Below are 24,307 nucleotides of genomic sequence, written 5' to 3' on the forward strand. Positions count from 1 at the left end.
CGAGGATGCCGACGGCAAGTGCCCTTCCTCCGAGGCCCCGCATCCCCTACTGTGCCGGATCAACCCGGATTGGAGATCATGAGCCGCTTCTGGAGTCCGGTCGTCCACACGCTTTCGCCCTACGTGCCGGGCGAGCAGCCGAAGCAGGACGGCGTCGTCAAGCTCAACACCAACGAGAATCCCTATCCGCCCTCGCCGCGCGTGCTGACGGCGATCGCATCGGCTGCGGAGCGGCTGCGCCTCTATCCCGACCCGCACGCCACCCGCTTGCGCGAGGCGATCGCGGCCTACAGCGGCGTTGCGCCCGAGCAGGTGTTCGTCGGCAACGGGTCGGACGAGGTTCTGGCTCACACCTTCCAGGCGCTCCTGAAGCACGATAAGCCGCTTCTGTTTCCCGATGTCACCTACAGCTTCTACCCGGTCTATTGCCGCCTCTATGGCATAGCGCATGAGGAAGTGCCGCTCGATGCCGCGATGAGGATCGAGACCGCCGGCTACAGGCGGCCGTCGAGCGCCATCCTGCTCTGCAATCCCAACGCGCCCACCGGTATCGCCCTTTCGCGCGAGGCAATCGCCGCACTGCTCGCGGAAAATCCGGACCGGCTGGTGGTGGTGGACGAGGCCTATGTCGATTTCGGCGCCGAGAGCGCCGTGCCGCTCGTTGCGCGCCACGACAATCTGCTGGTCATCCAGACCTTCTCGAAGTCGCGCTCGCTCGCGGGCCTCAGGGTCGGATTTGCCATCGGCCAGCGGCCGCTGATCGAGGCGCTGGAGCGCGTGAAGGACAGCTTCAACTCCTATCCCGTCGATTGTCTCGCCATCGCCGGCGCCGTCGCCGCCATCGAGGACGACGCATGGTTCCTCGAGACCCGCGCCCGCATCATTGCAAGCCGCGACGTGTTGGCGCGCGATCTCGGGCAACTCGGCTTCGAAGTATTGCCGTCGCTTGCGAACTTCGTGTTCGCACGTCATCGCAGCCGGAGTGGCGCCGATCTCGCGACCGCCCTTCGCCAGCGTGGTGTACTGGTCCGGCACTTCAAGAAGCCGCGCATCGAGGACTTCCTGCGCATCACCGTCGGAACGGAGGCAGAGTGTAGCCGGCTGATCGACGTGCTGCGTGGGTTGATCTAGCTCAGCGAAGGCGGCGGCCGCCGCTTGAACACAATGGCATTTGCAGGGACCAGTCCGTGACGCACCTTCGCCGCCTCGACATCGACGCCCCGGAGGCACGCGCTCGAACATCGAAGCGCGGGCGCGGATGAACGACTTCGCGCGATCCATCGGCGCCGCCTTCACGCTGATCGGCGAGGCCGACGCCGAGCTTCTCGGCATCGTCGCATTGTCGGTCCGCGTCAGCCTGACCGCAAGCATCGTCGCGCTGCTGATCGGCGCGCCGATCGGCGCACTGCTCGCGATCAGCCGTTTCCGCGGACGGCAGGTCATCATCGTGCTGACCAATGCGCTGCTCGGCCTGCCGCCCGTCGTGGTAGGGCTCGCGCTCTATCTGCTGCTGTCACGGTCCGGCCCGCTCGGAGCGGCCGGGCTGCTGTTCACGCCCACCGCCATGGTGATCGCGCAGACGCTGCTCGCCACGCCGATCGTGGTGGCGCTGGTGCATCGGCCGGCAAGCCTGCTCTGGGCGGAGTATGGCGATCTGGCGCGGATCGACGGTCTGTCGGCCCTGCGCAGCATGGCGCTCCTGCTCGCGCTGGGACGGACCTCGCTGCTGACGGCCTTTCTCGCGGCCTTCGGCCGCGCCATCGCGGAGGTCGGCGCCATCATCATCGTCGGCGGCAACATCCGCGGCTTTACGCGCACGATGACGACCGCGATCGCGCTGGAGACCAGCAAGGGCGACCTGCCGCTGGCGCTGGGTCTCGGGCTGATCCTGCTCGCACTCAGCGTTGCGGTGTCGACCGTCGCCTTTCTGCTAGTTGGCCGCGTTGGGGAAAAATAGCTGCTCGCCGCCGACCTTGTAGCCGGCAATCGCCTGCTGTCCTTTGGGAGACACCAGCCAGTCGATGAAGGCCTGCCCGTCCTGTGCCTTCACATTCGGATGCTTGGCCGGATTGACCAGCATGACGCCGTACTGGTTGAAGAGCCGCTTGTCGCCCTCGGTGAGGATGGCGAGTTCGCCGCGATTCCTGAACGACAACCAGGTACCACGATCCGACAGCAGATAGGCGTTCGAGGACGAGGCCATGTTCAGCGCGGGCCCCATGCCCTGGCCGATCTCGCGATACCAGCTGTCCTTGCCGGAACTGACATCGACACCCGCCTCCTTCCACAATCTCAGCTCGGCTGCGTGGGTGCCGGACTTGTCGCCGCGCGAGATGAACGGCGCCTTTGCCGCCGCGATCCTGCGCAGCGCATCGGTGACGTCCTTGCTGCCGGCGATCTGCGCCGGATCGCTTTTCGGGCCGATGATGACGAAGTCGTTGTACATCACGTCAAAGCGCTTCACGCCCTGCCCTTCCGACATGAACTTGTCTTCGGCAGGCCTGTCATGGACGAACACCACGTCGGCATCACCGCGCCGCCCGATGTCCAGCGCCTGGCCGGTGCCGACGGCAACGACTTTCACGTCGATGCCCTCGGCCTTCGAGAACAGCGGCAGCAGATGGCCGAACAAACCCGACTGTTCGGTCGACGTCGTCGAGGCCACCGTGATGGTGCGATTCTGCGCGAATGCAATGGTGGACCAGAGCAGAACCGCTCCGATGGCGACTATTCTTTTCATGCCTCGTCCTCACACCAGATGCCCGGGAGTTCCAAGTTAACCTTGAGACCGCACCACAGGGAACCCCCACATTCGGCACAACTCACATTGCTGCGACGCGCCACGCCCGAGTTTGGAACGCCCCCTCCACGCACAGGTTGTCTCGGGCAATGCAGGAGTACAACATGAAGAAGATCATTTTGGCATCGGCGTGCATCATGGCGCTGGCAACCGGCGGCGCCTTCGCGCAGACACAACCCGCTCCAAGCGCATCCAGTCAGGGCGAGGTCGGTCCCTCATCGCGAGGCCCTGCCACCAAGGGGATGACGACGGGGCGTTCCTCGAACACGCAGAACGAGGCCGCCGACAGCAAGGGCAAGCAGTCGCCTTCGGCCGGCGGCAGCAACACCAACAACATGGACAGCCAGGCCGGCGGTGGCGCAGGCTCCGGGAAGTAACCGCGATATCGTGAGAGGGGGCGGATGTTCCCTCCTCTCCCACGGGAAGGCAAGATCGATCGGCAGTGTCGCGCCGCGCCACAGATTCGAATCGAGAGGCTAGCCAGCGGCGCGCGCATGTTCTGCAATTGGTCCCACCTACATTGACATCGGTGTGACGGCCGGGGCAGTTTTTCACATTGCTGACGAATCAGCGATTGCCTCACGCCGAGTACCTCTTGGACAACTCCCAGTGCTTTCGAGACTGATATCGTTGCTGCACCGCATCCCTGCGGTGAAATGGGCGTTGACCCGGCTTCGGCCCACGCCGCACGGCGGCAGCATCGACGCCGCCCCGATTGCCGCAGAAAGCTCGCCAGTTCTCATCGTCGACGCTGCAGAAACTGCGCCGGCTCCGAGCATCAGCGCCGATCCACCGCCCAGCGCCGCAGTCGTCGCGGACGAAGCCGCGATCCCTGTCGTCGCGGAGAGCCCATCGGCCGCGCCGGCTGATGTGAACGTCACCGACAATTCATTGCCGGAGACGCCGACAGAAGCCGAGCCGGTCGTCGTGGCCGAGGCTGCAATCTCACCGGTCGACATCGCACCCGAGCCGACCGATGTCCCCGAGCTCATCATCGACAACGATCCGCCGGCGGAAGATTCGGCTGACGTTGCGCCCGACGAGACCGAGCAAACCGTGGTCGCATGTGGCGAGGCCGACGAAGAATCGGTCGACGCCGAGCCCATTGCTATCAGCAGCGATCCATCTCCCGAGCTTCCGGCCGGCATCGAGCCCGTCGTCGCGGAGGAGACCGAGGTCGTGTCCGTCGACGTCGCGATCGCGCCGGTTGACGCCCTCAGCGTCAACGACGATCACTCCCCTGGCATTCCCGCTGCTGTCGAGCCCGCCGTCGCCGACGCGCTCTGCGTCGCGCTTGGCGACAGCGAAGCCCCGGTGGAGGACGTCTCCGAAAGCGGCATCGACAACGCACCGTCCTCCAGCGTCGCGGTCGAGATCGAGTCGGTTCCCGCCAACGATCCTGCGCCGGTCGTCGCCGCAGTCGTCACTGAGACCTCCTCGGAGGACTCGCCCGGCGTCGTCGCGGACATCGCGCCGGAGCAGGACTCGGCGCCTCCAGCGCCGGAGGTCCGCAGCACACCGAAAGTTCGCGCCAAGCCCGCGGAACCGGCCGATCGTGCCGCGCTGATCCGGCAGCGCTGGGCCGAGACCGGGATCAGGATGTGGAATCCGCGGCTTCACGGCACCGGCGATGCCACGCTGAACATCCAGGGCAGCATCGAGCTGCTGCCGCCCGCCCCCGGCGAGACCCTGCCGCGCTACGACAAGCTGGAATTCAGGATGCTCGGCGGTCAGATCGTGTGCGAGGGCGTCATCGTCGAGGCGCCCGTGCAGGCGAGCCATCGCAGCTTCACCCGGCTCGCCGAGCCGCGAGTTCCGGACCGGGTCCGTGAATCCGTGCGGGAGCGCCAGGCCGCACTCGCCTGATCCTTTTCTACGAAGAATGCTTGCCATATGCTAGGCTGATGCCCCGGCTATGGGAGATCGCATGCGCGCGACATCGTTGCGATTGATCGTCATCGCGGCCCTCTGCTTCTCGCAAGGAGCCTTTGCAGCGTCCAGCAAACGGCCGCGTCACGTGCCGCCAACCGCGCATGCCGCCGATGTCGCAGCGAGCTACAAAGCCGACCGGCTCTCGTCCTCGCGTGGCGAGACGATCCTCAACACGCCCGGACAGACCACCGTGCTGACGCGAGAAGTCCTCGACGACAAGAAGGCGACGAGCCTGCGGGACGCCATGCGCTCGACCGCGGGCGTGACGATCGGGCGATAGGCTCCCGCTCCGCTTTCAGCAAACCCGCCGCTATTCCCGCAAGGCCCACGCATTTTTTGCGGACACAAGACTGTTGCCCTCAACGCCGGCCACGACGTAACTTGCGCACCGCCCGGGCCACGACGTCCGCGCCCGACCAAAATGACAAGAACACTGTGGGAGGCAGACTATGAGAAGGCTCGCGGCCGCGCTTTGTGCACTGGCCCTGCTCTCGACTGGCGCGCAGGCGCAGACCATCAAGGATTTCCTGGCAATCGCCATGAAGAAATGGACGGCGCCGTTCGAGCCGTTCCAGCTCATCGGCAACATCTACTATGTTGGCACCGACGGCATTGCCGTCTACGTCATCAAGACGTCGCAGGGGCTGATCCTGATGGATACGGCGATGCCGCAGTCTACCGGCATGATCAAGGACAACATCGCCAAGCTCGGCTTCAAGGTCGCCGACATCAAGATCATCCTCAACTCGCACGCGCATCTCGACCACACCGGCGGCTTTGCCGAGATCAAGAAGGAGACCGGCGCACAGCTCATCGCCGGCGAGCGCGACAAGCCGCTGCTCGAAGGCGGCTATTATCCGGGCGACGAGAAGAACGAGGATCTCGCCTTCCCCGCGGTGAAGGTCGACCGTACCGTCAAGGAAGGCGACAAGGTCACGCTTGGCGACACAACGCTCACCGCGCATGCAACGCCCGGCCATTCACCGGGTTGCACCAGTTGGGAGATGACCGTCAAGGACGGCAGGGAGGACCGCGAAGTGCTGTTCTTCTGTAGCGGCACGGTGGCGCTGAACCGGCTGGTCGGCCAGCCCACCTATCCCGGCATCGTCGATGACTACCGCGCGACCTACGACAAGGTGAAGGCGATGAAGATCGACGTGCTGCTCGGACCGCATCCGGAAGTCTATGGCATGCAGGCCAAGCGCGCGGAGATGAAGGACGGCGCACCGAACCCGTTCGTCAAGCCGGGCGAGCTCGTAACTTACGCAACCAGCCTCTCCGAGGAATTCGACAAGCAGCTCGCGAAGCAGACCGCTGCGCTGGAGAAGAAATAGCGGCCGGCAGGTGCTGCCCGCCTCTCCCCGGCGAGGGAGGGGGCGCGGCAACACGTTGTGCCGGCGCCATGGTTAGCAGAGCGTAGCCGCGGCTCTACAGCACTTCGCAGTTGATATGGCTCGCCTCCCCCGCCTCGTATCGTTAACGCAGCCTCACCAATGCACGCGGCCTGAAATTCCTGCGGCCGCGTGCAACCTGTGCTGGCCTTTTCGCATGGAACCCGTCTAACGCGCCCTTTACCCCCGCCGTGCAAGATCGTCCCCGTTTTGAAGGGACCCCGGGGCGCGTATTGCAATGCCTGTCGTCGATTTGAAGTCTCACCTTGCCGCCGCGATGCGGCTGTTTCGCGTGCCGGCCGACAATCCGGACCTGACGCGCGCGCAGTTCGACGCCTTCTCCAAGCAGATCCCGCTGCTCTACTTCATCCTCATGAGCAATACGATCGCCGTCGCCTACACCTACCTGAACGTGGCGCCGGACTGGCTGACGATGATCGTGCCGAGCGTGCTCACCGTGCTGGCGGCGCTGCGCACCTTCTGGTGGCTGCGGCAGCGCCATCTCGTGCGCAGCGACGCCGACATCCTGCGCAATCTGCGCGCCACCAACTGGATGACGCTGCCGATCGGCGCGGGCTTCACCGCCTGGTCCTTCGCGCTCTTCCCTTACGGCGATCCTTTCGCCAAGAGCCAGGTCGCCTTCTATATGGCCGTCACCGCGATCGGCTGCATCTTCTCGCTGATGCATCTGCGCTCCGCGGCGCTGATCGTGACGCTGGTCGTCGACGTGCCCTATGTGCTGTTCTTCTGGGCCACCGGCGAGCCGACGCTGAAGGCGATCGCGATCAACAACCTGCTCGTCTCCGGCGCGATGGTGACGGTGCTGGTCATCTACTATCGCGACTTCGCCGATCTCGTCGCCAGCCGCAAATCGCTGCTCGCACAACAGGCTGCGACGCAAGCGCTGTCGGACGAGAATTTCCGCCTCGCCAATCTCGATTCCCTCACCGAGCTGCCAAACCGCCGCCGCTTCTTCGCCGAGCTGTCGAGTGCCTTCACCGATGCCGAGCGCAGGAACGTTCGCGTCGCGGTCGGCATCATCGATCTCGACGGCTTCAAGCCGATCAACGACAATTACGGTCACTCGGTCGGCGATCGCGTGCTGATCGAGGCCGGCCGGCGCATCCGCGAGGTCTGCGAGGGTTTTGGTCCGCAGCGGGTGGAATTCGCCCGGCTCGGCGGCGACGAATTCGGTCTCGTCGTGTGCGGCGATCCCGATGATGCGGATCTGCTCCGGCTTGGCCAGCGCATCGGCGACCAGGTCAAGCTTCCCTATCAGCTCGACACCGCCCATACGGGGCTGTCCTGCTCGATCGGCTTTGCGCTGTTCCCGCAATCGGCAACGACGGCCGAAGCGCTCTACGAATGCGCGGATTATTCGCTCTATCACGCCAAGCGCCATCTGCGCGGCCGCACCGTGATCTTCTCGAGCGAGCTCGAGGCCGAGATCCGCAGCCGCGGCGTGATCGAGAATCTGCTGCGCACCGCAGATTTCAGCACCGAGATGGACCTGGTGTTTCAGCCGATCGTGGACGCCATGAGCGAGCACACCGCCGGCTTCGAGGTGCTCGCGCGCTGGCACAGCTCCCGCCTTGGCCTCGTGTCGCCGGCCGACTTCATCCCGGCCGCCGAGCGCATCGGCCTGATCCGGCCGCTGACCCAGGCGCTGCTGGTTCGCGCGCTCGCGGCGGCCAAGACCTGGCCCGACCACATCCGCCTGTCGTTCAACCTCTCCGCTCACGACGTCTGCGCGGCCGAGGGCATCCTGCCGCTGATCTCTATCATCGAGAAGAGCGGACTGCCGCCGCACCGGATCGATTTCGAGATCACCGAGACCGCCGTTACCTTCGACTTCGTGCGCGCACAGCAGTCGATCGCAACGCTGAAGGCGATGGGCTGCGGCATTTCGCTGGACGATTTCGGTACCGGCTACTCCTCGCTGAGCCACGTGCACCGGCTGCCGCTCGACAAGATCAAGATCGACCGCAGCTTCGTCGCCGACATCAACGACAATCCGGTGAGCCACAAGATCATCAAGTCGCTCACGGGCCTGTGCGACGACATGGAGATCGCCTGCGTCGTCGAGGGCGTCGAGACGCGCGCCCAGCTCGATACCCTGCGGCGGCTGGGATGCGACTTCATCCAAGGCTATTATTTCGCAAAGCCGATGCCGGGCGACGCGATCGGCGACTACCTCGCGAACGAAGGCCAGCGCCTCGGCGGCGCGGGAGCCAAGGTCGTGGCCTGAGGCGCGGCTACTTCGAAAGGCTCGGCAGATCGAGCCCCTTGTCGCGGGCGCAGTCGATCGCGATGTCGTAACCCGCGTCCGCATGGCGCATGACGCCGCTGGCGGGATCGTTCCAGAGCACGCGCTCGATGCGCTTTGCAGCCTCAGGCGTGCCGTCGGCGACGATCACCATGCCCGCGTGCTGCGAATAGCCGATGCCGACGCCACCGCCATGATGCAGCGAGACCCAGGTCGCGCCACTGGCGCAATTGAGCAGCGCGTTGAGCAAGGGCCAGTCGGACACCGCATCCGATCCGTCCTTCATCGCCTCGGTCTCGCGGTTGGGGCTCGCCACCGAGCCGCTGTCGAGATGATCGCGGCCGATCACGATCGGCGCTTTTAACTCGCCGCGCGCCACCATCTCGTTGAACGCAAGACCGAGGCGATGGCGATCGCCGAGGCCGACCCAGCAGATGCGCGCGGGCAGGCCCTGGAACTTGATGCGCTCCTTGGCCATGTCGAGCCAGTTGTGCAGCTGCTTGTCGTCGGGCATCAACTCCTTGACCCTGGCATCGGTCTTGAAGATGTCCTCGGGATCGCCCGACAGCGCGGCCCAGCGGAACGGCCCGACACCGCGGCAGAACAAGGGGCGGATATAGGCAGGAACGAAGCCCGGGAAATCGAAGGCGTTCTTCAGGCCCATGTCCTGCGCCATTTGGCGGATGTTGTTGCCGTAGTCGAGCGTCGGGATTCCTTGCGCGTGGAAATCCAGCATGGCCTGGACGTGCTCGACCATCGACGTCTTCGAGGCGCGCTCGACCGCCTTTGGGTCAGAGGCGCGCTTGGCTTCCCAATCGGCGAGCGTCCAGCCCTTCGGCAGATAGCCGTTGATCGGATCATGCGCGCTGGTCTGATCGGTGACGATGTCGGGCTTGACGCCGCGACGGACCAGCTCCGGGAAAATCTCTGCGGCATTGCCGAGCAGGCCGACCGAGACAGCTTTCTTCGTCTTTGCGGCGTCCACCATGATCGCGAGCGCTTCATCGAGCGTTGCAGCCTGTCGGTCGAGATAGCCGGTGCGCAAGCGCATCTCGATGCGGCTCGGCTGGCATTCGACCGCAAGCATCGACGCGCCGGCCATGGTCGCGGCCAGCGGCTGCGCTCCGCCCATGCCGCCGAGGCCGGCGGTGAGGATCCATTTGCCGGCGAGGCTGCCGCCATAATGGCGACGGCCGACCTCGACGAAGGTTTCGTAGGTGCCCTGCACGATGCCCTGGCTGCCGATATAGATCCACGACCCCGCCGTCATCTGGCCGTACATCATCAGGCCCTGGCGATCGAGCTCGTTGAAATGATCGAGCGTCGCCCAATGCGGCACGATGTTGGAGTTCGCGATCAGCACGCGCGGCGCATCGGCATGGGTGCGGAAGACGCCGACCGGCTTGCCGGACTGCACCAGCAGCGTCTGGTCGCCTTCGAGCTTGCGCAAGGCGGCCGTGATCCGGTCGAAGCTCTCCCAGTCGCGCGCGGCGCGGCCGATACCGCCGTAGACAACCAGCTCGCTCGGACGCTCCGCCACGTCAGGATCGAGATTGTTCATCAGCATGCGCAAGGGCGCTTCCGTCAGCCAGCTCTTGGCGCTGATGTCGCTGCCGCGCGGTGCGCGAATGGTGCGGTCATTGTCCAGTCGGCGGTTCATGCGGAACACCCTTTAGTCAAATCGCGGAAATGGATCGGTTGAAAGCTTGGTGAGCGCCACGGTCGGCAGCGCATCGGCTTCGATCAGCGCAGCGGCCTTGGCGAGATCGCCGGCCATGTAGCGGTCGGCGCCGAGTGCGGGCACCTGCTCGCGCAGCGCGGCGATGACGGCGACCAGCGGCGCGCTGGTCGCATGCGGCGCACGCAGCGTGATGCCCTGGGCTGCCACCAGCAGCTCGATGCCGAGAATGGCGGCGAGATTGTCCGCCATGTCGGAGAGGCGCCGCGCCGCATGCGCGGCCATCGAGACGTGGTCTTCCTGATTGGCGCTGGTCGGCGTCGAATCGATCGAGCATGCGAGCGCGCGCTGCTTGTTCTCGGCGTAGAGCGCGGCCGCCGTCACCTCGGCGATCATGAAGCCGGAATTGAGGCCGGGATCGGGGGTGAGGAACGGCGGCAGGCCGAAATTCAGCGCAGGGTCGACCAGCGTCGCGATGCGCCGCTCGCTGATCGCGCCGATCTCCGACAGCGCCAGCGCGATCGCATCGGCGGCGAAGGCGACCGGCTCGGCGTGGAAATTGCCGCCGGAGACGATCTCCCCGGTCTCGACCAGTACCAGCGGATTGTCGGTGACCGCATTGGCCTCGACGATCAGGGTGCGTGCGGCCTGCGCGATCAGGTCCAGCGCGGCGCCCGCGACCTGCGGCTGGCAGCGCAGGCAATAGGGATCCTGCACCCTCTCATCGCCTTCGAGATGCGACAGGCGGATGTCGCTGCCGTCGAGCAGCGCGGTCAGCGTCGCGGCCGCCGCGATCTGCCCGGCATGACCGCGCAACGCCTGGATCTCGGGGCGGAACGGCGCCGTCGAGGCCATCGCCGCATCCACCGACAGCGCGCCCGTCACGAGCGCGGCACGGGCGAGGCGAAATGCGCGCAGCACGCCCGATATGGCGTAGGCGGTCGAGAACTGCGTGCCGTTGATCAGCGCGAGGCCTTCCTTGGGTCCAAGCGTCAGCGGCGCGAGACCGGCGGCGGCGAGCGCCTCGTTGCCGGACACCGTCTTACCGTCAACGATCGCCTGCCCCTCGCCGATCATCACCGCCGTCATATGCGCAAGCGGCGCGAGATCGCCGGAGGCGCCGACCGAGCCCTGTTGCGGCACCAGCGGATAGACGCCCCGCGCCAGCATGCCCTGCAATTGCTCGATCACCGCGCGCCGCACGCCGGAAGCACCGCGTCCCAACGAAACGATTTTCAATGCCATCATCAGGCGGACAATTGGTTCCGGCGTTGCCGGGCCGACGCCACAGCAATGCGAGACGATGAGGTTGCGCTGGAGCAGCGCGGTCTGGTCGGGTGGAATGCGCTTCGAGGCCAGCTTCCCGAAGCCGGTATTGATACCATAGACGGGAACATCGGCCTGCGCGGCTCGCGCAACGATCTGCGCAGCCGCCTCCACACGCGGCCAGAACGACGGATCGAGGACGACGGGGGCGCCTTCGAGCACGCGCACGAAATCCTCGAGGCTCACTGTCCCCGGCTTGACGACGATCGCCGCGCCCTGCTCGGTCACTGTGCCCTCCATACGCGCCGATGCAGCGGATTGAAGCCGATGCGGTAGACGAGCTCGGCGGGACGCTCGATGTCCCAGATCGCGAGATCGCAGCATTTCCCGGCTTCCAGTGTGCCGGTCTCATCCAGCACACCGAGCGCGCGCGCGCCTTCACGGGTGACGCCCGCAAGACACTCGGCCACATTCATCCGGAACAGCGTTGCGCCCATGTTCATGGCGAGCAGCAACGATGTCAGCGGTGAGCTGCCGGGATTGCAGTCGGTCGCGAGCGCCATGGGAACGCCATGCTTGCGGAACACCTCGACCGGCGGCTTCTGCGTCTCGCGGATGAAGTAGAACGCGCCGGGCAGCAGCACGGCCACCGTTCCGGCTTTCGCCATGGCGGCAGCGCCGGCTTCATCCGTGTGCTCGAGGTGATCGGCCGACAATGCGGCGTATTTTGCGGCAAGCGCGGCGCCGCCGAGATTCGAGAGCTGATCGGCGTGGAGCTTTACCGGCAGGCCGAGCCCTCCCGCGGCCTCGAAGACCCGCGCGGTCTGCTCTGCCGAGAACGCGATGCCTTCCATGAAGGCGTCGACGGCGTCGGCAAGGCCAGCTTTTGCGACCGCCGGCAGCATCTCCTTGCAGACCAGATCGATGTAGCGATCCTTGTCGCCCTCGGCCTCCACCGGCAGCGCATGGGCGCCGAGGAAGGAAGTGCGGATCGCGACCGGCCGCTGACGACCGAGGCTGCGCGCGGCCGCGAGCTGCCGCATCTCGGTTTCGGCATCGAGGCCATAGCCGGACTTGATCTCGACCGTGGTCGCGCCCTCGCCGATCAGCGCATCGAGCCGCGGCAGCGCGCTTGCGACGAGCTCGGCTTCGCTCGCCTTGCGCGTCGCGGCCACCGTCGAAACGATGCCGCCGCCGGCGCGGGCAATCTCTTCGTAGCTTGCGCCCTTCAGGCGCAGCTCGAATTCATGCGCGCGGTTGCCGCCATAGACGAGATGGGTGTGGCAGTCGACGAGACCCGGCGTGATCCAGCGTCCCTCGCAATCGATCCGATCGATCGCGTCAGCATCGACAGGAAAATCCGCCTCCGCGCCCGCATAGGCGATGCGGCCGCCGCGCGCGGCGATGACACCATGCTCGATCTCGCCGAGATCGGGACGGTCGGCGCGCATCGTGGCGAGCCGGGCATTGTGCCAGATCCGGTCGAAGCGCTCTGCCATGCGGGTATCCATTCGCCGTCGGATGCTTGACTTATATGTCTAGACATATAATCGTAAGGCGGTTCTGTCCAGCCGGCGTGTCATCATGTCCCGACTGCATTTCGCTTCCGCGCTCCTGCCTTCGGGCTGGGCCAATGACGTGCAGGTGGTCGTCACCGCCGGCGCGATTGCGGCGGTGACACCGGGCGTAGCGCCGGCCGCCGGCGACGAGCGTCACGCCATCGCGCTTCCGGGACTTGCGAGCCTGCACAGCCACGCCTTCCAGCGCGGCATGGCGGGGCTCGCGGAACTGCGCGGCGATTCCACCGACACATTCTGGACCTGGCGCGAGACGATGTATCGCTTCGCCCTCGCAATGACGCCGGACGACGTCGCGGCTGTTGCGACGCTGCTCTATGTCGAGATGCTGGAGCAGGGTTTTACCCGCGTCGGCGAATTCCACTATCTGCACCACGACCGCGACGGTTCGCCCTATGCCGATATCGCGGAGACGGCCGCGCGGATCGCGCAGGCAGCCGAGGCCTCCGGCATTGCGCTCACTTTGCTGCCGAGTTTTTATGCGCATGGCTCCTTTGGAGGCGCAGCGCCTCATGCCGGCCAGCGCCGCTTCATCTGCTCGGTCGATCAGTTCGCCGAATTGATGGCGGCCTCGCGCAAGGCCATCGCAAATTTGCCGGGCGCAAATATCGGCATCGCGCCGCACAGCTTGCGCGCGGTGGCACCGGACGAGCTGACCGCGATCATTCCGCTCGCCGAAGGTGGACCGGTGCATATCCACGCCGCCGAGCAGGTCAAGGAAGTCGAGGATTGCCTGGCCTGGTCGGGCCGGCGCCCGGTGCAATGGCTGCTGGAACACGCACCCGTCGATCAGCGCTGGTGTCTCATTCATGCGACCCACATGACGACTGAGGAAGTGACGGCATTCGCGAAGACCGGCGCGGTCGCTGGCCTCTGCCCGATCACGGAAGCAAGCCTCGGCGACGGCATTTTTGCGGCACGCGAATTTCTCGACGCGGGCGGCCTCTTCGGTGTCGGCACCGATTCCAACGTGCTGATCGGCGCCGCCGACGAATTGCGCCAGCTCGAATACGGCCAGCGCCTCAAGCATCGGCAGCGCAACGTCCTCTCCCGCGGCGCAGGCCGCTCGACCGGACGCACGCTGTTCGACGATGCCCTTGCCGGCGGCGCGCGGGCGCTGGCGCAACCGACTGAGGGTCTCGCGCCCGGCGCACGCGCCGACATCGTCACGCTCGACGCCGCGCATCCGTCGCTGGCGGGACGCACGCACGACGCTGTCATCGACGGCTGGATCTTTGCCGCGGGCGGCGGTGCGGTCGATTGCGTCTGGGCCGGCGGCAACAAGGTGGTCGAAGGCGGGCGGCACAGACTGCGCCAGACGGCGCGCGAGCGCTTCAACGCAGCGGTGCGGGGGCTCGTCGCATGAGCCTCACCGCAGACGCAGCCGACCAGCCGACGCTCTACAAGCGCATCCGCGCCGATATCGAGAAGCGCATCCTGACCGGCGAATGGCCGCCCGGCCATCGCATTCCCTTCGAGCACGAGCTGGTCGCGCGCTACGGCTGCTCGCGCATGACCGTCAACAAGGCACTGTCGGAACTCGCCCAGGCCGATTTGATCGAACGACGGCGGCGCGCCGGCTCGTTCGTGCGCCGGCCGCAGCATCAGTCGGCGGTGCTCAAGATCGCCGACATCCGCGCCGAGATCACCGCGCTGGGGCGCGCCTACGGCTACGAGCTGATCGGCCGCAAGCTGCGTGCGGCAACCGCTGCCGACCGCGACCGTCTCGGCGTGAAGAAGGCCGGCAAGGTGGTCGCGATCACCTGCCGGCACAGCGCCGACAAGGTACCGTTCGCGGTCGAGGACAGGCTGATCGATCTCTCATCCGTGCCGAATGCTGCGACCGCTGATTTCTCGCGCGAGCCGCCCGGTTCCTGGCTGCTTCACCATGTCCCATGGACAGAGGCCGAGCATACGATCAGCGCCATCGTTGCGGATGATCGCACGGCGGAAGCGCTCGACATCGCCGTCGGCGCGCCATGCCTCGTGATCGACCGCTACACCTGGCGTAGCGCGCGCACCATCACCGCGGTGCGGCTGCTTTATCCCGGTGACTCTCACCGCCTTGTCGCCCGATTCAAGGGAGGCTGAGGGGAGAATGTCGGCACAATTCGTGCAATGCTTCGGGCAACGGTCTGCGTGGACCAATAGGGATCAACAGGACGTCAATCCATCGATCGGCAAGAGGACGACAATCATGCGTAGTTCGACAATTTTTGCGACAATCATTGCACTTGCGGCTGCCACTCCGGTGCTGGCCGACGACGTCAAGGTCGGCGTCGGCATCTCCGGGTGGACCGGCTTCGCGCCGCTGACGCTGGCGAAGGAAGCCGGCATCTTCAAGAAGAACGGCCTCGACGTCACCATCAAGAAGATCCCGCAGAAGGACCGCCACCTCGCCATCGCCTCGGGCGACATCCAGTGCGCGGCCACCACGGTCGAGACCTGGATCTCCTGGAACGCCAATGGCGTTGCCACCAAGCAGATCTTCCAGCTCGACAAGAGCTATGGCGCCGACGGCATGGCCGTGCGCAACGACGTCGCCGCGATCAAGGACCTGAAGGGCAAGACGGTCGCAGCGTCCGCGCCGGGCACGTCGCCCTATTTCGCGCTGGCCTGGATGCTCAAGAAGAACGGCCTCACCACGAAGGAGGTGACCGTCGTGAACCTCGAGCCGGCAGCCGCAGCGCAGGCCTTCGTCTCCGGCCAGAACGACGCCGCGATGACCTATGAGCCGTATCTGTCGACCGTGCGCGCCGCCCCCGACAAGGGCAAGATCATCGCGACCACGCTGGACTATCCGATCGTGATGGACACCTTTGGCTGCACGCCGAAATTCCTGAGCGAGAACCCGAAGGCCGCGCAGGCGCTTGCCAACAGCTATTTCGAGGCGCTCGACATGATCGCCAAGGACCAGGCCAAGGCCTATGAGATCATGGGCGCGGACGTGAAGCAGACCGGCGAGCAGTTCGGCAACTCGGCAAAGTACCTGCGCTGGCAGGACAAGGCCGCGAACCAAAAGTTCTTCGCCGGCGACTTCCTTACCTTCAACAAGGACGCTGCCGAGCTCCTGCTCGAGATCGGCATCATCAAGGCCGCGCCGAAGGTCGAAGACCTCTACGACGCCAGCTTCATCAAGTAAGCTTCACCGAGCTGCCGGTCCCGCCACGAGGCGGGATCGGCGCGTGATCGACCACCCGGATAGACAGTTTGATGCGTCCCCTGGATCCCGTGACATCGAGGCAGCGCGTGGCCTTTGGCCTCACGTTCTTCGTGCTTTTCGTTGCCCTCTGGTCCTGGGCGACCTTCGGCGGCCATGTGTCGAAGACCTTCCTCGCCAACCCGCTGACCATGGTGCAGGAAGGTTATGACTTGCTTGCCAAGCAGGGATTCCTGTTCGACATCGGCATGACGATCTGGCGCGTCGTCGGCGGCTTTGCGCTCGCGGCGATCATCGCGGTGCCGCTCGGCGTTCTGATGGGCGCCTACAAGCCGGTCGAGGCCTTCCTCGAACCCTTCGTCTCCTTTGCACGCTATCTGCCCGCGTCGGCCTTCATTCCGCTGCTGATCCTGTGGGCCGGCATCGGCGAGTTGCAGAAGCTGCTCGTCATCTTCATCGGCTCGGTGTTCCAGGTCATCCTGATGGTCGCCGTGACCGTCGGTGCCACGCGACGCGACCTGGTCGAGGCGGCCTACACGCTGGGCGCCAAGGACCGCGGCATCATCCGGCGTGTGCTGCTTCCTTCCTCTGCGCCGGAGATCGCTGAGATCCTGCGGCTGGTGCTGGGCTGGGCCTGGACCTATGTCATTGTCGCCGAGCTGATCGGCTCATCATCCGGCATCGGCCACATGATCACCGACAGCCAGGCGCTGCTCAATACCGGCCAGATCATCTTCGGCATCATCGTGATCGGATTGATCGGGCTCGTCTCCGACTTCCTGTTCAAGGCGTTCAACGCCTGGCTGTTTCCGTGGAAGCTCGCATGACCATTCTCAAGATCGAACAGGTCTCGCGCACCTTCCCAGCACGCCACGGCAACGCGCCGACCAGGGCGCTGGAGCCGACCGACCTCACCATCGGCAACAACGACTTCGTCACCATCCTCGGCCCGTCCGGCTGCGGCAAGTCCACGCTGCTGCGCATCGTTGCCGGCCTCGACCGCCCGACCGGCGGCCGCGTCACGCTCGACGGGCGCGAGGTAACCGGCCCCGGCGCCGATCGCGGCATGGTGTTCCAGTCCTACACGCTGTTCCCCTGGCTGACCGTGCGCGAGAACATCGCCTTCGGCCTGCGCGAGCGCGGCGTGTCCGAGCAGGACCGAAACAAGATCGCGGATGCCTTCATCCGCCAGGTCGGACTGTCCGGCTTCGAGAACCACTGGCCCAAGCAGCTCTCCGGCGGCATGCAGCAGCGCACCGCGATTGCGCGTGCGCTCGCCAATGATCCAAAAATCCTGCTGCTCGACGAGCCCTTCGGCGCGCTGGACAACCAGACCCGCGCCTTGATGCAGGAAATGCTGCTCGGAATCTGGGAGCGCGACCAGAAGACCGTGCTGTTCGTGACCCACGACATCGAGGAGGCAATCTTCCTCGGCAGCCGCGTCGTCGTCATGAGCGCCCGCCCCGGCCGCATCAAGGCCGAGATCAATGTAGACCTGCCGCATCCACGCTCGTACAAGATCAAGACCACGCCCGAATTCGTCCAGCTCAAGGAGCGGCTGGTCGAGGAGATCCGCACCGAGGCGCTGAAGGTTGCCGAACATGCCTGACACTCAGACCAACGCCAATGGCGAGCGCGTCCTCGCCGATCTCAATGCACTGCGCGCCATCGGTGCCTACAAGACCGGCGTGCACAAGCCGACCTTCTCCGAGCCGCACAGGCAATCGCTGGACTGGCTGGTTCAGAAGCTGCCCGACGCGGGCCTCTCGGCTACGATCGACGGCATCGGCAATGTGTTGGGGACGAGCACGAAGGCTGGACCGAAGCTTCTCGCCGGCTCGCATCTGGAGAGCCAGAACTACGCCGGCTGGCTCGATGGCCCGCTCGGCGTCATCTATGCGCTCGAAGCCGCCCGCGTGCTCAATGCCGACCCTTCCGTGAAGGGCGCCGTCGAAGTCGCCGCCTGGTGCGACGAGGAAGGACATTTCGGCAGCTTCCTCGGCTCGCGCTCCTATGTGGGGCAAGTGACGGAGGCTGAAATCGACGCCGCGCGCGATCGCACCGGCGGTCGCGCCATGCGCGATGCCCTCGCCGAGATGGGTCTCTCGGGGCGCGCACGTGTCGCCGTCGAACCGGGCCGGCACGTCGGGTATCTGGAGGCGCATATCGAGCAAGGCGACACGCTCGAAAGCAGTCATCTTGCGGTTGGCGTCGTGACCTCGATCGTGGGCATCTGGCAATACCGGATCAATTTCAGCGGCGAGCAGAACCACGCCGGCACCACGCGCATGGCCGTGCGCAAGGATGCCGGCCTCGCGCTGGCAAAATTCTGCGTCGCGATCGACGAACGTTTCCCTGATACCTGCGGTCCGCGCACGGTCTGGACCACCGGCCGCATCACGCTCGAGCCGGGCGCGCCGAGCATCATTCCGGGCGGCGCCGAAATGCTGTTTCAGATCCGCGATGACAATCCCGCCGTCATCGCACGGCTGGAGGAGCTGCTGCGGACCATGGCGGATGAGGCCAGTGCGAAGGGCCCCTGCACCGTCAGCGTCGAGAAAATCCGCACCGGCGCACCGGCGATGATGAACGCGGGCTTTCAGGACGCGATCGAAGCTGCGAGCAAGGCGGTTGCCGGCGGCCGATCCATCCGCATGCCCAGCGGCGCCGGCCACGACGCGCAGATGCTCGCGACCGTCATGCCGGCCGGCATGCTGTTCGTGCCGTCGATCGGCGGCATCAGCCATCACTGGACCGAGAATACCGCAGACGTCGATATCGTCACCGGCGCGCAGGTCTTCGTCGATGCCTGCCGGCGCATCCTGAGCGCTTAGCCAGGGACGCGGTCCTCCGCATCGCGCCGACAGGACGGCAACCAATCACATTCGTTCCACCTTGAACGCGCCTTGAGCAGGATCGTGCAAGGCCCGATCGCTTTGGGAAAGACGCCGGTTCGCACAACGCCTAGCCTGCCCGCCCCACGCGAGAAGGCTCACATGTCCGACGTCCCCGCCGCAACGCCCGCATCCATCGTCGACGCCCTCAAAGCCGTCGCCGGTAATCCGCCGAAGGTCCGCGCCAGCTTTGCCAAGGGCTGGTGCGTTCGCGGCACCTACACACCGTCGGACCGGGCGGGCGAAGTCACGCGATCGCAGAGCTTCACAAGGCCATCGCGCGTGCTGGCACGCTTCTCGGTCGGCGGCGGTAACCCTGCCGTCGCCGATACCAACAATCTGGTGCTGCGCGGCTTCAGCTTCAAGCTCGGCGACGACGATCACCGCTCGGATATCCTGGTGGAGAGCGCGCCCGTGCATTTTGCGCGAACGCTCGACCAGATGCTGGCCTTCCTCGAGGCACGCAGGCCGGGGCCGGATGGCAAGCCTGATATGGCCAAGGTCAAGGCTTTCTCGGCGGCCAATCCTGAGACGCTCAACCAGGCGAACTACATCGCCGCGCGTCCGGTGCCCGGAAGCCTTGCCGGCACGACCTATTGGGGCGTGCATTCCTTTCCTGCGACGAATGTCGCGAATGAGACGCGCTTCATCAAATTCAAGGTCGTTCCGGCCGGCGGCGAGATCACGCTCAACGCGGACGAGGCCAGAACGAAGCCGGCCGATTTCCTGCGCGACGATCTGGGTGCGCGGATCGCTACAGGCAATGTCCGCTTCAACGTCATGGCGCTGCTCGACCGCCCGGGCGATCCGACCATGGACGTGACCATACGCTGGCCGGATGAGGATCATCGCGAGGAGGTGCGGCTCGGCACGATCGTGATCACGGGCTTCGAACCGGATCAGGCCTGCGACGCCTCCATCTTCAATCCGGCCAATCTCGCCGACGGCATCGGTCACCCGCCGGACGAGATCTTTGCCGCGCGACGCGCCGCCTACACCATCTCTCTCGCGAAACGCCGCTGACGACGCAGGCGTCCGGCTTCACGCCTCGCCGCTGGAAGCACCGAGCGCCTCGCGACGCCACACGGCCGGGCTGACCCCGGCGATCGAAGAGAATACGCGCGTGAAGTGGCTCTGGTTGGCGAAGCCGGCCGACATCGCGATCTCCGACAGCGGCAGATCGCGGACGCCCATCAATTGCTTGGCCGCCTTCACGCGCTGATGCAGCAGCCATTGGTGCGGTGGCATGCCGACGGAGATGCGGAACGCGCGCGAGAAGTGGCTGACCGAGAGATCGAGCTCGGCCGCAACCTTCTGCAGCGAAAGCTTGCCGCCGAGATCCGACTCCAGCCGCTCGCACGCGCGCTTCGCCTGCCAGGGTGCAAGACCGCCGCGCGCGGGCGCGGACTTACGCTGCAGCCCGCCATAGATCTGGGCGACATGGGCGGTGAGCCCGAGCATCATGTGGTCGATGAAGAGCTGATTGGCCTCGTCCGGCCTGCGCAGCCCTTCCTGCAGCGACGCGCCGATGTGGCGGATGATTCCGTCATCATGGCCGACACCGACCTGGCAGTCGAGATCATCGACCCGCGGTACATGACTCTGTTCGGCGATGCTGTCGAGTGCCGAGCGTGGAATATAGAAGAACAGCGAATGGAACGGCTTGTCGATCACGTAGCGCGGATCGCGCTTGAGGTCATAGAGGTAGGTCGTACCGGCGCGAACGTCCGCCCTCATGACGGATTTGCCGCGCTCCCAGAGCTCGCAATCCGGGTAATCGTGCAGCTTCAGGCTGACCAGGAAGGCGTCCTCCGCGGCCAGCGAGCCGGACAGGCCGCGCTCCGGATGGTCGTTCCGGGTCTCGGTGACTGCCAGCTCGGCACTACGCAGCGAGCGCGCCACCAGCGCGGGCGGCGCGTCCTTCAAGCGCAGGAACTGCCCAAGCCTCTGCCCGTAGGCGCCAGCCTGTGTCATCGGGATCGTCCTTCTGCGGAAGCTCAAGTGCAGGCCCCAGGGCCCACAATTTGCAGGACACATTATCGGACATTCGCCAAGGGCTGTCCACGCACTCGCGCACCGGCCCTATCACAGATTTTCACAAATGCACGACGGATGCCGAGACTCCCCGCCGCAGCGCCGCGACCTAGAAAGAGGTGCCGCCTCCGAACCTGAACTCCTGGACAATGTCGTATTTGCCCTTCGTGATCGGTACGGCGTAGTCGAAGCGCAGCGGTCCGAACGGCGAGGCCCAGATCAGGCCGACGCCGACCGAGGAGCGCACCACGTTGCCGTCGTCATATTGCAGCCCGCAGGTCGGACAGGCCTTGGTGTTGACCTCGCCGGTGGCCGTCCACGACGTCGGCCCCTGGTAGCCCCAGAGCGAACCGGCATCGGCATAGACCGCGCCCTTCAGACCGACCTCCTTCGGCAGGAACCAGAATGGCATCTGCAATTCCATGGACGCGCCCCAGTATTTCGTGCCGCCGAGCGCATCACCGTTGGAGCCGTAATTATAGTAGGTGATGTCGCGCGGGCCGATGCCGTTGGAGGCGAAGCCGCGCACGAGGTTCGGGCCCATCTGGAAATGATCGAGCATGCGCAGATCGTTGTTGCCGATCTTGTTGAGGATGCCGCCCTGCAGATGGATCACGTTGACGATCTCGGACACCAGCGGCGTGTAGTATTTGGTGTCCACCGCAGTCTTGAGATAGGTGACATCGCCGCCGACACCGGCGAAATCCTGGCGGAAGTCGACCAGCAAGCCGTCCGTGGGGTTCTTGGTGTTGTCGAGCGTGTTGTAGTTAAGCGTGTAGCCGAGCGCCGACGTCCAGGTCGCGCCGTTCGCCAGTTCTTTCCGGACCGGCAGGCTCGACTCGCCGTCGCCGTAGCAGCCATAGCCATAGACGCCGGAATCCGTGGCGTTGGTCGGGTCGACGCCACCCAGGACATTCTTGATGTAGGCCGGCGTCGGGTTGTAGGCGAGCGACGTATTCGATGCGTTGTTGTTACAGTTATTGTACGCGCTGGCGAGCGTGATGCTCTGCTGATAGAGCGAATAGCGGAGCTGGAGCGAGAGATCCTCGCGCAACGCAAAGCCCAGGCGCGGCGAGAAGCCCAGCGTCGTCACGCCGTAGCTCGTATAGCTGTTCGACAATTGCTGGCGCCAGTAGGTGTCGAATCCAAGCGCCAGCCGGTAATCGAGCAGATATGGCTCGACGAAGGACAGCGAGATGCCACGCGAGTACTGGCCGTAGCTGACGGACGCCTTGGCGTAGAGGCCCTTGCCGAGCAGGTTGCGCTCGGAGACCGAAACCTCGGCCAGGGCTCCATCGGTCGTGGAATAGCCGCCGGAGATCGAGAAGTCGCCGGTCGACTTCTCCTCCATATCGACGATCAGGATGACGCGGTCGCTGGAGGAGCCCGGCTCGGTGACGATCTTGACGCTCTTGAAGTAGTCGAGATTCTTCAGCCGACGCTCGGCACGATCGACAAGCGCGCGGTTGTAGGCATCTCCTTCCGCGATGTCGAACTCGCGGCGGATGACGTAGTCCCGCGTGCGGGTGTTGCCGCGCAGATTGATGCGCTCGATATAGGAGCGCGGGCCTTCGTCGATGTTGAACACGACGGACACGGTGTGCGCCTCGAAGTTGCGGTCGCCGCTCGGCCGCACCACGGCGAAGGCGTAGCCGCGACGCGAGGCCTCGATCTGCATCTCCTCGGTCGACTTCTCGACCGATTCGACGTTGTAGAGCGAGCCGACACCGACGCGCGAATAGGAGCGCATCGCGCTCGCGTCGAAATTGGCGATGCTGGAGCGGAAATCGACCGAACCGACGCGATATTGCTGGCCCTCCTCGATCTTGAAGGTGACGTTGAAACCCTTCTTCTCCGGATCATATTCGGTGAGCGCGGCCACGACCTGGGCGTCGGCGAAGCCGTTCTTGAGATAGAACCGGCGGATCAGGTCGCGATCGGCCTCGATGCGGTCGGGGTCGTAGATGTCGTTGTTGCCGAGGAAGCTGAGCAGATTACTCTCATGCGTCTTGATCACGTCGCGCAGGCGCGCGGCCGAGTAGGCGCTGTTGCCGATGAACTCGACCGACCTCACTCCGGTTTTGACGCCTTCCACGATCGTGAAGATGAGATCGACGCGGTTGCTCGGCTGCTCGATGATCTCGGGTGTGACGCGCACGTCGTAGCGGCCCGAACGGCGGTAGATCTCGGCGATTCGCAGCGTGTCGGACTGCACCAGCGCCCGCGAGAAGGTCCCGCGCGCCTTGGACTGGATCTCGGCCGAGAGCTGCTCGTCCTTGATCTTCTTGTTGCCCTCGAAGGCGATGCGCCCGATCACGGCATTCTCGACCACCGACACGACGATGCGACCGCCGGCCTGGTTGATCTTCACGTCCTGGAACAAACCTGTCGCGATCAACGCCTTGAGGCCGTCGTCGATCGCCGGCTGGTCAAGGCGCCCGCCCGGGCCGGGCCTAAAATAGGAGCGCACGGTCTCGGCCTCGACGCGGCGATTGCCCTCGACGACGATCGTCTCCACCGCCTGTGCGGCCGCCGGCTGCGGCAACAGCGCGACAGGACCCGAACTCGCAATCGATACACCGCACATCACCACCGCGATCAGCCAGGGCCGCAAAAACGACATTCCACACCTCAAGAGCACCTAGCCTGCTCTGAAACGAGACGGCTGTGGCCGCGGTGTGGCTTTGTGATTTCTGCATTGTTTCCGGTCGTTCAATTTGATTGGCGGATCAGTACGCAAACGCAGCAGCCGTGACGATCGCGCGGGCCTGCCGGCGGTGACCGAATGGCATGGCGCCCGCTGCGCATACGGCTTGCCCATGCAGACCTTCAGCAACATCGCGCAACGCCCGGATTCTTTACAGAGGCTTAAGCCGGTGCGAGAGGCGACGACATCAGGAACTTGCATGGGTATTCGTCGATGAACGCGCTTGTCATGACCAGAACGGTACTGGTCGCCCTCCTCGCCTCGACCTTGGCCGCTCATGCCGGGACGACCGGCAAGCTCGATCAACGACAGACGGCACAAAATGCGGTCTATGAGTACGGTCCGCGCGGCCCCAACCAGTCCTATCAGTCCGGCCCGCACACGCGCATCTATGTCAGCAAGCGGTCCTGGCTGGACGGAGGGACCGAGTTGCTCCCCGGCGAGCGCAAGTTCAGCGACTACGCCTTCCCGCCCGGCATCTCGTTCGCACGCGAGAACAACAACCGGCCGCTCGATCGCCAGCCGCTGAGCCCCGACTCGGATTTTGGCGGGTTCGTATCGAGAATCCCGATCTCGTGGTGATCGGCTTGCGAAATCTCTGC

21 protein-coding genes are annotated in these 24,307 nt (G+C 65.3%); 15 read left to right on the forward strand and 6 right to left on the reverse strand.

The window, feature by feature from the left end:
• Positions 1–78 precede the first annotated feature (78 nt).
• Both hisC and IQ16_RS20985 read left to right on the forward strand, forming a co-directional pair.
• Entirely contained in the window at positions 79–1,131 is a 1,053-nt protein-coding gene (gene hisC / locus IQ16_RS20980) for a histidinol-phosphate transaminase (RefSeq protein ID WP_018642656.1), read from the forward strand.
• Positions 1,132–1,258: 127 nt separating this feature from the next.
• Positions 1,259–1,957, forward strand: a complete 699-nt coding sequence (locus tag IQ16_RS20985; protein ID WP_018642655.1) for an ABC transporter permease — start codon at positions 1,259–1,261, stop codon at positions 1,955–1,957.
• On the opposite strand, the gene IQ16_RS20990 is transcribed toward IQ16_RS20985, so the two are convergent.
• Positions 1,931–2,740: an ABC transporter substrate-binding protein gene (locus tag IQ16_RS20990; protein ID WP_018642654.1), complete on the reverse strand. Its 810-nt coding sequence runs from the start codon at positions 2,738–2,740 to the stop codon at positions 1,931–1,933. The two genes, IQ16_RS20985 and IQ16_RS20990, sit on opposite strands and share 27 nt — an antisense overlap.
• A gap of 164 nt (positions 2,741–2,904) precedes the next feature.
• Between IQ16_RS20990 and IQ16_RS20995 the strand changes: the two genes are divergently transcribed.
• The 5 genes from IQ16_RS20995 to IQ16_RS21015 all read left to right on the forward strand — a co-directional run bounded on the left by IQ16_RS20995 (position 2,905) and on the right by IQ16_RS21015 (position 8,371).
• Entirely contained in the window at positions 2,905–3,177 is a 273-nt protein-coding gene (locus IQ16_RS20995; protein ID WP_026311938.1) for a hypothetical protein, read from the forward strand.
• Between the two features lie 232 nt (positions 3,178–3,409).
• Positions 3,410–4,666 (forward strand): hypothetical protein, encoded by a 1,257-nt coding sequence (locus IQ16_RS21000; RefSeq protein ID WP_244635782.1) that lies wholly within the window; start codon positions 3,410–3,412, stop codon positions 4,664–4,666.
• Between the two features lie 61 nt (positions 4,667–4,727).
• Positions 4,728–5,012, forward strand: coding sequence for a TonB-dependent receptor plug domain-containing protein (locus tag IQ16_RS21005; protein WP_018642651.1), 285 nt, complete (start codon positions 4,728–4,730; stop codon positions 5,010–5,012).
• A 169-nt stretch (positions 5,013–5,181) separates the two neighbouring features.
• The gene (gene blaBJP, locus IQ16_RS21010) at positions 5,182–6,066 is read left to right on the forward strand and encodes a BJP family subclass B3 metallo-beta-lactamase (RefSeq protein WP_018642650.1); all 885 of its coding nucleotides are present in this window, start codon (positions 5,182–5,184) and stop codon (positions 6,064–6,066) included.
• A gap of 295 nt (positions 6,067–6,361) precedes the next feature.
• Positions 6,362–8,371, forward strand: coding sequence for a putative bifunctional diguanylate cyclase/phosphodiesterase (locus IQ16_RS21015; protein WP_018642649.1), 2,010 nt, complete (start codon positions 6,362–6,364; stop codon positions 8,369–8,371).
• Positions 8,372–8,378: 7 nt separating this feature from the next.
• Here IQ16_RS21015 and hutU read toward each other — a convergent pair whose 3' ends face one another.
• From hutU to hutI, 3 genes are read right to left on the reverse strand one after another with little or no spacing between them, the layout of a single operon-like run.
• Positions 8,379–10,049: a urocanate hydratase gene (gene hutU / locus IQ16_RS21020; RefSeq protein ID WP_018642648.1), complete on the reverse strand. Its 1,671-nt coding sequence runs from the start codon at positions 10,047–10,049 to the stop codon at positions 8,379–8,381.
• A 12-nt stretch (positions 10,050–10,061) separates the two neighbouring features.
• Complete coding sequence (gene hutH, locus IQ16_RS21025) at positions 10,062–11,621, reverse strand: histidine ammonia-lyase (protein ID WP_026311937.1); 1,560 nt, start codon at positions 11,619–11,621, stop codon at positions 10,062–10,064.
• Entirely contained in the window at positions 11,618–12,832 is a 1,215-nt protein-coding gene (gene hutI, locus IQ16_RS21030; protein WP_145831724.1) for an imidazolonepropionase, read from the reverse strand. Before hutI ends, hutH begins: the two co-directional genes overlap by 4 nt.
• An 85-nt stretch (positions 12,833–12,917) precedes the next feature.
• Between hutI and IQ16_RS21035 the strand changes: the two genes are divergently transcribed.
• The 7 genes from IQ16_RS21035 (at position 12,918) to IQ16_RS21065 (ending at position 19,987) form a co-directional block, all read left to right on the forward strand.
• Positions 12,918–14,276 (forward strand): formimidoylglutamate deiminase, encoded by a 1,359-nt coding sequence (locus IQ16_RS21035; protein ID WP_018642645.1) that lies wholly within the window; start codon positions 12,918–12,920, stop codon positions 14,274–14,276.
• Entirely contained in the window at positions 14,273–15,001 is a 729-nt protein-coding gene (gene hutC, locus IQ16_RS21040; RefSeq protein WP_018642644.1) for a histidine utilization transcriptional repressor HutC, read from the forward strand. The genes IQ16_RS21035 and hutC overlap by 4 nt, the downstream gene beginning before the upstream one ends.
• 106 nt (positions 15,002–15,107) lie before the next feature.
• Positions 15,108–16,052 (forward strand): ABC transporter substrate-binding protein, encoded by a 945-nt coding sequence (locus IQ16_RS21045; RefSeq protein WP_018642643.1) that lies wholly within the window; start codon positions 15,108–15,110, stop codon positions 16,050–16,052.
• Between the two features lie 71 nt (positions 16,053–16,123).
• Positions 16,124–16,897: an ABC transporter permease gene (locus IQ16_RS21050; RefSeq protein ID WP_018642642.1), complete on the forward strand. Its 774-nt coding sequence runs from the start codon at positions 16,124–16,126 to the stop codon at positions 16,895–16,897.
• Positions 16,894–17,679, forward strand: coding sequence for an ABC transporter ATP-binding protein (locus IQ16_RS21055; RefSeq protein ID WP_020607852.1), 786 nt, complete (start codon positions 16,894–16,896; stop codon positions 17,677–17,679). The genes IQ16_RS21050 and IQ16_RS21055 overlap by 4 nt, the downstream gene beginning before the upstream one ends.
• Complete coding sequence (locus IQ16_RS21060; protein ID WP_018642640.1) at positions 17,672–18,904, forward strand: Zn-dependent hydrolase; 1,233 nt, start codon at positions 17,672–17,674, stop codon at positions 18,902–18,904. The genes IQ16_RS21055 and IQ16_RS21060 overlap by 8 nt, the downstream gene beginning before the upstream one ends.
• A 162-nt stretch (positions 18,905–19,066) precedes the next feature.
• Positions 19,067–19,987, forward strand: coding sequence for a catalase family peroxidase (locus tag IQ16_RS21065; protein WP_018642639.1), 921 nt, complete (start codon positions 19,067–19,069; stop codon positions 19,985–19,987).
• Positions 19,988–20,005: 18 nt separating this feature from the next.
• On the opposite strand, the gene IQ16_RS21070 is transcribed toward IQ16_RS21065, so the two are convergent.
• Together IQ16_RS21070 and bamA are read right to left on the reverse strand one after the other, a co-directional pair.
• On the reverse strand, positions 20,006–20,938 hold the full coding sequence (locus IQ16_RS21070; protein WP_018642638.1) for a helix-turn-helix domain-containing protein: 933 nt from the start codon (positions 20,936–20,938) through the stop codon (positions 20,006–20,008).
• Positions 20,939–21,107: 169 nt separating this feature from the next.
• A complete protein-coding gene (gene bamA, locus IQ16_RS21075) occupies positions 21,108–23,621 on the reverse strand; it encodes an outer membrane protein assembly factor BamA (protein WP_018642637.1) in 2,514 nt (837 codons plus the stop codon).
• A gap of 312 nt (positions 23,622–23,933) precedes the next feature.
• On the opposite strand from bamA, the gene IQ16_RS21080 reads away from it, so the two are divergent.
• On the forward strand, positions 23,934–24,287 hold the full coding sequence (locus tag IQ16_RS21080; protein WP_244635784.1) for a hypothetical protein: 354 nt from the start codon (positions 23,934–23,936) through the stop codon (positions 24,285–24,287).
• Positions 24,288–24,307: the final 20 nt, after the last annotated feature.

This window comes from Bradyrhizobium huanghuaihaiense (assembly GCF_007830635.1).
GTDB lineage: Bacteria > Pseudomonadota > Alphaproteobacteria > Rhizobiales > Xanthobacteraceae > Bradyrhizobium > Bradyrhizobium huanghuaihaiense.